This window comes from Dactylosporangium cerinum (assembly GCF_042653625.1).
Taxonomy (GTDB): Bacteria; Actinomycetota; Actinomycetes; order Mycobacteriales; family Micromonosporaceae; genus Dactylosporangium; species Dactylosporangium cerinum.
Window position 1 is genome coordinate 1 of the sequence record NZ_JBHSIU010000076.1, and the last position, 9,459, is coordinate 9,459.

Consider the following 9,459-nt stretch of genomic DNA (forward strand, 5'->3'; position numbering starts at 1 on the left):
TCGAGCGGATCGGTGGTGCGGTCGATGTCGATTCGGTGGTGGGTCAGGGCACGACGTGGCGGTTGACGATTCCGTTGACCCTGGCGATCATTCAGGCGTTGACGATCGAGTGTGGTGATGAGCGGTACGTGATCCCGCAGGTCGCCGTGCATGAGCTGGTGTATCTGGACGGGCAGTCGGGGCGGGTCGTCGAACACGCCATGGGCGCGCAGGTCTACCGCCTCAGAGGAAAACTGCTGCCCCTGGTGTACCTGGACGACACGCTCGGCCTGCACCGCGACGGCGAACACGACAAGGACGTGTACGTCGCGGTGCTGCAGGCGGAGGGCAAACGGTTCGGGCTGGTCGTCGACCGGGTCCTCAACACCGAGGAGGTCGTGGTCAAGCCGCTCACCTCGCGGTTCAAGGACATCGGGGTGTACGCGGGCGCCACCCTCCTCGGTGACGGCCGGGTCGCGTTGATCCTCGACGTCGCCTCACTGGCCCGCCGGGCGCAGCTCGCCGCGGGTGCCGAGGCCAAGGACGCGGACCCGGCGGTCCGCCGCGGCAACGGCAACGGCGGCCGGCTCCTCATCGCCGGCGTCGGCGACCGCCGGGTCGCGATTCCCCTGGACATGGTCACCCGGCTGGAGGAGTTCCCGGTCGAGCGGATCGAACGCACGGGCAGCCGCGAGGTGGTGCAGTACCGCGACCAGATCCTGCCGGTGCTGCGCCTGTCCCACCTGCTCGGCGCGTACGAGACCGAATCCGGCCCGACGGTCCCGGTCGTGGTCTACACCGAGAACGGCAGGTCCGTGGCCCTGGCGGTGGAGAAGATCCTCGACATCGTCGAAGAGGGCCTCGACGACTCCCGCCGCGACTTCGGCGACGACGGGCTGCTCGGCTCGGCCGTCATCCAGCAGCGGGTCACCGAACTCCTCGACGTGCGCCGCGCCATCCTCGCCGCCGACCCCCTCTTCCACACCAAGATCGACACGACCATCGACCCGTACGAAACCACCACCTACCAACCTGCCGGAGTCTGAATGGACACGAAGCTCGCCATGGTCATCGACGACTCACGTGCCATGCGGGGCATCCTCAAACGGATCCTGCTGCCGCTCGGCTTCGAGGTCCGCGAGGCCACCAACGGCAAGGACGCCCTCGACCAGATCTGGGACCACGACCTGCAGCCCGGGCTCGCCCTGATCGACTGGAACATGCCGGAGATGAACGGCCTCGAGTTTGTGATGGCGGTCCGCAAACAGAAGCATCTCCGGCAGATGACCCTGATGATGGTGACCACGGAGAGCGAGCACGGGCAGATCGTGCGCGCCCTGGCCGCCGGCGCGCACGAGTACGTCATCAAGCCCTTCACCGCCGAGGCGATCGTCGACAAGCTCAGCTATCTCGGCGTGCTGCCGCAGATTCCCACCCTCGAGACTGCCAACAATGGCTGACGTGAGAGGCATGACCTGAAACGCGCTCGGCTTCGTCCGATAGGCGACGGAAGAACACCAGGCGGCGTCGTACCGTGCGACACATGACGATCGACTTTCCGCGCGGCTGGTGGGGCACGGACCTGGGCAGCGCCCGGGCGAGCATGGGGACCTACGAGCTCTACCCCACCGAAAGCCTGCCGGTAGTGGACCAGTCACGCTTCGACGGCACGTTCAACTGGTTGGTCCCCGACGCGCCGCACGACCCGCTGCGCGCCATGGACCTCGGTGCCCTCGCCGCGCACGTCGAACTGCCGGTCGCGTTCAAACGCTTCATGAGCAGCCAGGTCCTCATGGATGCCATCCCGTCCTGCACCGGCTGCGACTTCGACCTGGCGCCCCGGCCCGTGCCCAGCCCGGTCGAGCCCCAGGCGCAACTGGTGCGGTTCCTGCGCGACCAGCAGGACGCCGTCATCTGGTACCTGTACCTGCGGCCCGGCGCCGAACCGTTCGTCATCGCGTCGCCGTGGCTGCTCGAAATCGTCGGTCTCGAGGAGGTCGACCCCGAGACCCTTGTCGCCAACATGGTCCGCGCCGCCGACAGCTTCGAACAGTTCATCCACCGTTTCTGGCTGGAGAACGCCCTGTGGTTCAGCGTCAACGAGGGCGACGAGTCCACCGACGAGATGGACCTGTACCTCGCCCACTACATGGCCGCCTGACCGGCATTCCTGGCGCCGCCGAATTAACTGGTTGCCGAGGCGGCGCCGGGGTCGTATCTTTGAATACGTCAACGAGGAACACCAAGATCCACCGGGACCACGAAGGGAGACCGCAAATGGCAGCGCGCATCGAGCTACGACTGACGGCGTCCGCGTCGCGCGGTCGATCAGCGTCCCGTAGTTGGCACAACATGCTGCTCAGCGACCTGCTGGCCAGTTCGGAGCTGCCCGGACGGTGGCGAGGCTAGGGTTCCCCCGCCTCTCCCGCCGCCCGCTGCAATGGGCGGCTTTTTTGTACCCTCCTACGGGCGTAGCTCAATCTGGTAGAGCACCGGCTTCCAAACCCGACGGTTGTTGGTTCGATTCCTGCCGCCCGTGCAGCATTGTTGTTTGACAATTCCATTCGCATGTTCGAAATGCCGAGGTAGCCCAATCGGTAGAGGCGTCCCGCTCAAAATGGGATCAGTGCGGGTTCGAGTCCCGCTCACGGCACGCAAGATCGTTTGGTAACAGTTGGGGAAGTAACAAGCGAAGGGAGGCCCGGTGACCGCGGTTCTCGTTCTCAACGCCGACCTCGGACCCCTGCACCGGGTCACCCTCCGCCATGCCGTGCGCATGCTGCTGCGTGAGGTGGCCGTCGTGCACGAGTCCGAGCCTGACCGGCTCATCGGGGTGTACCCGATGCCGAAGGTCGTCCGGCTCGTGTCCTACGTCGTCACCCGCTGGCGCTTCGGCAACGGACCCGCGTGGTCCCGCGCCGGGGTGCACGCCCGTGACGGCCGCCGTTGCGGTTACTGCGGCAAGGACGCCACCACCATCGACCACATCCTGCCCCGGTCCCGGGGCGGGCGGAACACCTGGAAGAACACCGTTGCGGCCTGCACGGTGTGCAACCAGCGCAAGGGCGACCGCACCCCCGCCGAAGCGGGCATGGTGCTGCGGATCCAGCCGTCGGTCCCGACCTGGCACGCACTCGCCCAGCGCTGACGCGAGGACCCGGCGGGGTGCTGCTACCTCCCCGCCGGGCCTCCCATCGCACCACCCCGTGCCCGGGTAGCCCAACGGTAGAGGCGCCTGATTCAGGGTCAGGAGGTTGGAGGTTCGAATCCTCTTCCGGGTACTTGGAAGGTTGGCCGAGAGGTAAGGCTGCGGCTTGCTAAGCCGTCGACGGGGGCGACCCCGCGGGGGTTCGATCCCCTCACTTTCCGCGCTTCTGTTGTTCCAGCACGACCATGCCCTTGTAGCTCAGCGGAACGAGAGCGCTTCGCTACGAACGAAGAGGCCGGAGGTTCGAATCCTTCCAAGGGCGCGTCAAGGTTCGGTTCATGGAGAGGCCAGCCGATCGGTGCCGGCACCCGTCTCGAAAACGGCGTTGGGTTCACGCCCGTGTGGGTTCGACTCCCACCCTCTCCGCGCTTCTGGATCCAACGGCGCCCGCCGGATCCCAACGGCGTCCGTTGGGATCCGGCGGGTTCGTTGGAATCACGCCACGTGCTTCGGGATCTCGCGGCGTCTGTGGAACACGCGACGCCACTTGGCCGCCGCGCGGGCGAGGTGCCACTCCGCCTCGCGCCGCCGCTCCTCGGTCATCGTGCTCGTGTGCCACAGCAGGTTCGACTGGTACATCGCCATCTCCTTCGTCGTGGTCTTCACCCGGAACGACGAAGCTGCGGCGGCGATGTCTACATGATCAGCGACCCAGTGCGTACTTTGTGAGCACGGTCACACTGCTGCCGCTGCGCTGCTTCGCGGCCGCCGGCAGCATCGTCAGCGCGTGGATACGCGAGGACAGGTGCCAGCGCGCCGCCCGAGCCGCCTTGTGCCAGCCGTGCGCGTCCATCCGCGCCGCGCTGGCCAGGAAGAAGTTGCGGGCCTCGCTGAACCGGCCGCCGGTCACCGCGGACGACGACGAGAGGCTGGAGCCGTGCCGGCGGTACCGGAACGCCACCTCGTCCGTGGCGACCAGCGTGCCGCCCCGGGTGACCAGCTCCAGGATCAGTGACAGGTCCTGGATCACCTGCAGCGACGGGTCGAACCCGACGGCCTTCATCTCCGAGGTGCGCCAGCACAGCGACGGGAAATACAGCCAGTTGCCCCGCAGCAGGCTCACCGCGAGTTCCTCGCCCGACATGACCACGGTGCCGTTGATCTTCGGCGCGTACACCCGGCGCTTCGTCGAGTCCGCGAGGGTGCGCACCACCGCTCCCTGCGCGTCGATCACCTCGACCCCGGGCTGGAGCAGCACCGCCTCCGGATGCGCGTCCACGAGGGCGTGCACCGTGGCGACGTAGTTGGGCAGCATCACGTCGTCGCAGCCCATGATGACCATGAACTGCTCGGTGGCGAGGTCGACACACTGCTGGAAGTTGCCGGTGACCCCGAGATTGCGGGGATTCCGTTGGTACCGCACCCGCTCGTGCCCTAACGATGCGAACCATTCGGGGATGCCGTCGGCGGTGCTGTCGTCCAGGACGGTCAGCTGCCACCGGTCGTCGGTCTGTGCGATGACGCTGTTGACGGCGAGCTTGAGCAGCTCCACGTCGCCGTAGTGCGGGAGCATGATGTCGAGCACCGTGCGATCCTAGTCGACTCCCGGCGGCACGGCGAAACGCGACGGCCCGGTCTCTGGTGAGACCGGGCCGTTTCGCGGTGTGCGACTTCGTCAGCGGGTGTGCGGCTTCCTCAGCGGGCGCGCCGGGGGCCGGCCGGGGGCTGCCCCGCGGCGGCGCGGCGGGCCGTCGCCTCGTCCGTGGCCGAGCCCGGCGAGTCCTCGTCCCACGCCTTCGCGCGGCGGATCTCGTCGAAGAACCCGAGCAGCCGGTCGAGCTCCTGTGTGCTGGTCTTGTCGTCGGCGCGGGTCGCCTTGGCCTTCTTGCCGTGCGAGCGGATCTCCCGGCCGGTCCGGATCGACGAGGTGTCCTCGATGCCGCCGGTCTGGTCCTCGGACTCGTCGTGCGCCGGCATCCGCTGGACGGGTGCCCGCTGCCCGGGCGGGGTCGGCAGGTCGAAGTGGTGCTCGTCGTAGTTCGGCGCGTCGAACCGGTACCCGTCGTTGGCCGGGCGGCCCGCCTCGTAGCCCTGCGGGTCGTGCGCCGGCGGCTGCTGCTCGCGGTGGTACGTCCGCGGCGGTGCCACGTTCAGGTCCGGGTGCGAGCCGTTGCGGGCCGGCTCGGGGGCGCCGCGGTAGGCCTCGGGCCCGACGGCGGGGAACGCCGTGGTGCTGTCCCCCCGCCCGTTGGCGAACCCTGCCCCGCGACCGTTGTCGACCGGCCGGCCGGGGTGCTGCGGACCCTGGTGCTGCTGCCCCGGGTGCTGCGGGCCTGGGTACTGGGGGCCGGTGTGCTGCGGTCCGAAGCCGTTCGGGCCGTGCTGGCCATTGGTCCCGTTCGGGCTCAGCGGCGCGAACGAGCCGGTGGGCGGCTCGACCGGCGCGAACGCCCCGGTCCGCGGGTCGACGCCGTTGCGCACGTCGTGACCGTTGCGGAGATCGGCCCCATTCCGAACGTCGTGACCGTTGCGGCCATCGTGGCCGTTCCGGGCATCGTGGCCGTTCCGGGCATCGTGGCCGTTCCGGCTGTCGTGACCGTTGCGGGCGTCGTGACCGTTGCGGCCGTCGTGGCCGTTCCGGACGTCGTGACCGTTCCGGGCGTCGTGGCCGTTGCGGCTGTCGTGGCCGTTGCGGGGGTCGGCGCCATTGCGGGGCGCGTCGAACGATCCGGTCCGCGGCTCCACCGGCGCGAACGACCCGGAGGTCGGCTCTACCGGTGCGAAACCACCCGTGCGCGGCTCGGTGCCGTTGCGGTGCTCGCTGCCGTTGCGGCGGTCGGGGTTGCTCAGCGGCTCGAAGGAGCCGGTGCGCTGGCCGTCGTAACCGTTGCGGTACGCGTCCTCGGGCTCGTCGTGGTCGAACGAGCCGTGCGCCGGGCGGGACACCGTCGGGTGCGCGCCGGACGGGTGCCCGTTGGCCGGCCGCCCGTTGACGAGGAACGGCCCGTCGGCCCGGTGGCCGTTCTGCGACGCGGCGGGGAACGACCCGGTCGACCCCATCGCCGGGAACGAGCCCGTCGAGCCGACCGCCGGGAACGACCCGGTCGTCGACGGCGGGAACGCGGGCAGCGCCGACGCCGGCGGGGCCGCCGACGGGCCGACGAGCTCGACCTCGCCCGGGTCCGGCAGCGAGTCGCGCAGCGCGGTCGCGAGGATGAAGACGTTCGGCGCGGCGCCCCGCGGCACGGCCAGGTAGGCCCGCTTGCGGGCGTCGACGGGGAGCTTCTCGAGCACATCGGCCATCGTGTGACCCGGGGGCGGCAGCTCGGCCGCGTTCGGGGCGCCCACGATGATGGCGCAGCGGTTGACGTCGACCGGCAGCCCGCGGATCCAGTCGGCCGGGTCGGTCAGGTGCTCCGGGCGGATCCACAGGCCGGCCTGGATGACCTCGAGGACCCAGCCGCTGCCGAGCGTGAACGTGGCCGCACCCGCCGGCGTGTCGAGCACGTCGGGGCACGGGTTGACCCAGTCGACCGGCCGCGGCGCACCGGTGCGCGGCGCGTGCCACAGCTCCCGGGCGAACGTCCGCCAGCGCGGCAGGCCCTTCTGGTCGATGGTGACGACGGCGCGCTGCCCGGCCGGCGCGCACAGGGGGAGCCCGGTGCGCACGTGCACGGCCCGGCCCAGCACGTCGGCGACGACCGGCCCGACGGGCCCGTCAAGGAGTGGACGCTGCCCGTAGGGCGTGAAGACGCACCGGTCGGCGGCGAGCGCAGGGATGACCGAGACGGCCTGGACGAGCTCGTCGCGGTGTAACGGCTCCTCACCGGGGTGCGACAGGATCATCGCCGGGTGCGAGTGGTCCGTCGGCACCGAATACGCCAGGTCGGTGACGCTGCCGACGCGCCGGCGGTGCAGCCACAGCCCCGCGGGGATCTGGTCGAGGACCAGGTCGCCGGGCAGCTCGGGCACCTCGCCGATGTCCGCCTCCCAGTGCGGTGCGGGGAACCGCCAGCCGACCCGGGTCGGCTGCGCGCCGGCCCGGAACCGCCAGAACCCGCCGGGGCGGTGCTCGCCACGCCCGATCGGCGCGAACAGCGACCCGCCCGGCACGCCGAGCAGCGGCCCGGCGGCGGCGATGACGTCGATTCCGAGCCGCATCGAGATCAGGTGTGCCGCGGCGGGTCGCTCATTGGTGGCGCAGGCGCCGTCCCAGGCGACGAACCGCATCGCGGTGAACCCTCGCGGGAGGCCGTTGGCGAGGACCTCGGCCAACTCCTCGACCATCGCGGGCTGAAGCTTGACGGTGTGCGAGCTGATGACCACCGCACACTCGGTGGAACCGTGCGGCGAGACGACCAGCGCCGCGGCGCCCGGGCTGGGCTCGTCGCCCGAGTGGACGACCGCCCCCGCGCCGAGCCAGGAGACCTTCATGCCGGGCCAGTGCCGCAGGCGGACCTGCATCGCGGTGCTCATGCGAACCTCGCACGATCTGCTGCCCCGACGGGCAGCAATGCCGAGGTGCGCATCGCAGCCTGCTGGTCCGGCGCGCTTGCTGCAAGCGGGCAGCAGATAGTCAAGATCGCCCTCCGTCGGGTGTGCCACGAGCGGTGCGATGCGGAGGGGGTTCCACACCGATGACCGCACGGCGGCTCTGGCGGATCGTACCGCGCTGAGTGACGGACGCAACCATCCCGTTTGTCGCCGGACCCGGTGGATATGGCTGACAGCCGGGTGGATTGAGCCCGATTCACACCAATTGATGACGAGTTTTCCCGAGAGTTGCGCATGCCAGTGGTCTCTACTCGACGGATACGCTCCGTGACCACCACAGTCCTGGCGGTGATCGCCTCCGCCGCTGTTCGCACTGCCAGCAAAACCTCTCCAATCGGTCGACCCGGACAGGACCCATCGACGGGTCCCACTCCTGGATACCCGCTGATCGAGCCCCTGTCCTGTGTGCCACAGCCGGTCAATCCGCTCGACTTGACTGCGTACACCCACTCTGACCAGCCAAAACCCGTCCCGTCCAGCCCCGCGCCCCGGCCGGCCCGGGTGACGAAGTACACGTCCGCCTCCTATCTCGATCTTCACCACTCGCCGAATCGCATTGACGCAACGACGCCCGACGATGCCGCAACCCGTTCCGGAGGTGCGATGGTCGACCCGCCCCCGGCCGAAAGTGCTCCTTGCTCCGACGCGATCCACCGCACCGTGCAAGGTGCACGATCCATGTGCGCCCGGCCCACCTGAGCGGCGGTAAGACTCCGTTCGCCGCGACGTCGCCTGCCGTATACCCGGCGACCGGGCCGCCGAATTCCAGGTCGCCCGACAGGTCGGGGGATTACGGGATCCGGAGTGGTTTCCCGGCCCCGGTTTTCCGTCGCCGAGATGACTGATTCCCAGGCTCACCGGATCCCGAAACAGTCTCCTTCCGGACAATTCCGTGCGAGAGCGCGCCCCGTCCGTCCTGCCCGTCCCCGCGCCCCAGCCGCTTCCGCCGGACCCACCCCGCCGGCACACGCTCGGTGATCCGTTCGCTCGCCCGGCGTCACGCCCGGCACCACCACAGCGTGAATCCCGCCGGAAACGTGCCAACACAAAGATTTAACGGACCGGCCGCCGCCTCAACTCGGCCCAAACCGCACCATCCACACTTTCCGACCGCACCACACTCCCGCCGCCCGCAACGGCGCGACATACGCCGCCGCCGGCGACCGCCGTGGTCAAGGCGTGCCGCAGTCACCCGGACAGCCCGCAGCGACTTCGATCTGTGAACGGTCTTGCCGAGCAGTTGATGGCGCGACAACCCGAACGATCGCCGGGGTCAGGCGCCAGGGATCCTTCGGGTTGTACGGAATCCGGCAACGACGCGGCGAGTCGCTGCCCGATCCGGTGCTGCCGGTGTCCGGATCGGCCTCGTCGCCCGCGTGTCCTGCGCGGACGGATGCGCCGATGGCCCGGCGATGCGGAATGGCAGCGAACGATGGGACGGCGGAGCGCGGCAGGTTGCGGCCCGGCCGCGTCCGCTGGCGTGGTACACGACGGCCGTGTCGTACCTTGGATCACCCCGCCGTTCAGCAGTGGACGTTCCTGATCGAAGGCTCTGTCTGGTCGCCCACGCGACCAGCACCGTCCTTCGATCACGCCGCAAGATCGTCCACCAGATCGTCAACCGGGGCGCCGGCGCGCGGCGGCGCCGGGTATGGTCGCCAGCCCCGCGACGTGCACCAGCACCGCGGTGGTGACGTCCACCAGCACCGTGTGGTGGTGATCGAAGTCGTGCACGGGCTGTGCGGACAGCCGGCCGGCGACTTCGATCACCAGGCAGA

General features: G+C 69.7%; 7 protein-coding genes and 6 tRNA genes. 10 read left to right on the plus strand and 3 right to left on the minus strand.

Annotated elements, in window-relative coordinates; all coding sequences use genetic code 11:
- The 10 genes from ACFPIJ_RS47515 to ACFPIJ_RS47560 all read left to right on the plus strand — a co-directional run.
- The coding region (locus ACFPIJ_RS47515) for a chemotaxis protein CheW (RefSeq protein ID WP_380126105.1) at positions 1-1,025 on the plus strand (1,025 nt) is incomplete at its 5' end.
- Positions 1,026-1,439 (plus strand): response regulator, encoded by a 414-nt coding sequence (locus ACFPIJ_RS47520; protein WP_380126106.1) that lies wholly within the window; start codon positions 1,026-1,028, stop codon positions 1,437-1,439.
- Between the two features lie 83 nt (positions 1,440-1,522).
- On the plus strand, positions 1,523-2,140 hold the full coding sequence (locus ACFPIJ_RS47525) for a hypothetical protein (RefSeq protein ID WP_380126107.1): 618 nt from the start codon (positions 1,523-1,525) through the stop codon (positions 2,138-2,140).
- 304 nt (positions 2,141-2,444) lie between these two features.
- A tRNA-Trp gene (locus tag ACFPIJ_RS47530) sits at positions 2,445-2,518 on the plus strand.
- 40 nt (positions 2,519-2,558) lie between these two features.
- Positions 2,559-2,632 (plus strand) — tRNA-Leu (locus tag ACFPIJ_RS47535).
- 51 nt (positions 2,633-2,683) lie between these two features.
- Positions 2,684-3,127, plus strand: a complete 444-nt coding sequence (locus ACFPIJ_RS47540) for an HNH endonuclease (protein WP_380126108.1) — start codon at positions 2,684-2,686, stop codon at positions 3,125-3,127.
- 60 nt (positions 3,128-3,187) lie between these two features.
- Positions 3,188-3,260: transfer RNA gene (locus ACFPIJ_RS47545), tRNA-Leu, on the plus strand.
- 3 nt (positions 3,261-3,263) lie between these two features.
- A tRNA-Ser gene (locus ACFPIJ_RS47550) sits at positions 3,264-3,348 on the plus strand.
- A gap of 26 nt (positions 3,349-3,374) precedes the next feature.
- Positions 3,375-3,449 (plus strand) — tRNA-Arg (locus ACFPIJ_RS47555).
- Between the two features lie 18 nt (positions 3,450-3,467).
- Positions 3,468-3,553 (plus strand) — tRNA-Ser (locus ACFPIJ_RS47560).
- Positions 3,554-3,622: 69 nt separating this feature from the next.
- Here the strand turns inward: ACFPIJ_RS47560 and ACFPIJ_RS47565 are convergent.
- The 3 genes from ACFPIJ_RS47565 to ACFPIJ_RS47575 all read right to left on the minus strand — a co-directional run bounded on the left by ACFPIJ_RS47565 (position 3,623) and on the right by ACFPIJ_RS47575 (position 7,603).
- The gene (locus ACFPIJ_RS47565; RefSeq protein ID WP_380126109.1) at positions 3,623-3,793 is read right to left on the minus strand and encodes a hypothetical protein; all 171 of its coding nucleotides are present in this window, start codon (positions 3,791-3,793) and stop codon (positions 3,623-3,625) included.
- A 37-nt stretch (positions 3,794-3,830) separates the two neighbouring features.
- The gene (locus ACFPIJ_RS47570) at positions 3,831-4,712 is read right to left on the minus strand and encodes a glycosyltransferase family 2 protein (protein ID WP_380126110.1); all 882 of its coding nucleotides are present in this window, start codon (positions 4,710-4,712) and stop codon (positions 3,831-3,833) included.
- A 110-nt stretch (positions 4,713-4,822) separates the two neighbouring features.
- The gene (locus tag ACFPIJ_RS47575; RefSeq protein ID WP_380126111.1) at positions 4,823-7,603 is read right to left on the minus strand and encodes a chromosomal replication initiator protein DnaA; all 2,781 of its coding nucleotides are present in this window, start codon (positions 7,601-7,603) and stop codon (positions 4,823-4,825) included.
- Positions 7,604-9,459 lie beyond the last annotated feature (1,856 nt).

Coding starts and splice junctions, on each gene's coding strand:
- ACFPIJ_RS47575 (WP_380126111.1), bottom strand. CDS start 7,603: ATGAGCACCGCGATGCAGGTCCGCCTGCGGCACTGGCCCGGCATGAAG.
- ACFPIJ_RS47525 (WP_380126107.1), top strand. CDS start 1,523: ATGACGATCGACTTTCCGCGCGGCTGGTGGGGCACGGACCTGGGCAGC.
- ACFPIJ_RS47520 (WP_380126106.1), top strand. CDS start 1,026: ATGGACACGAAGCTCGCCATGGTCATCGACGACTCACGTGCCATGCGG.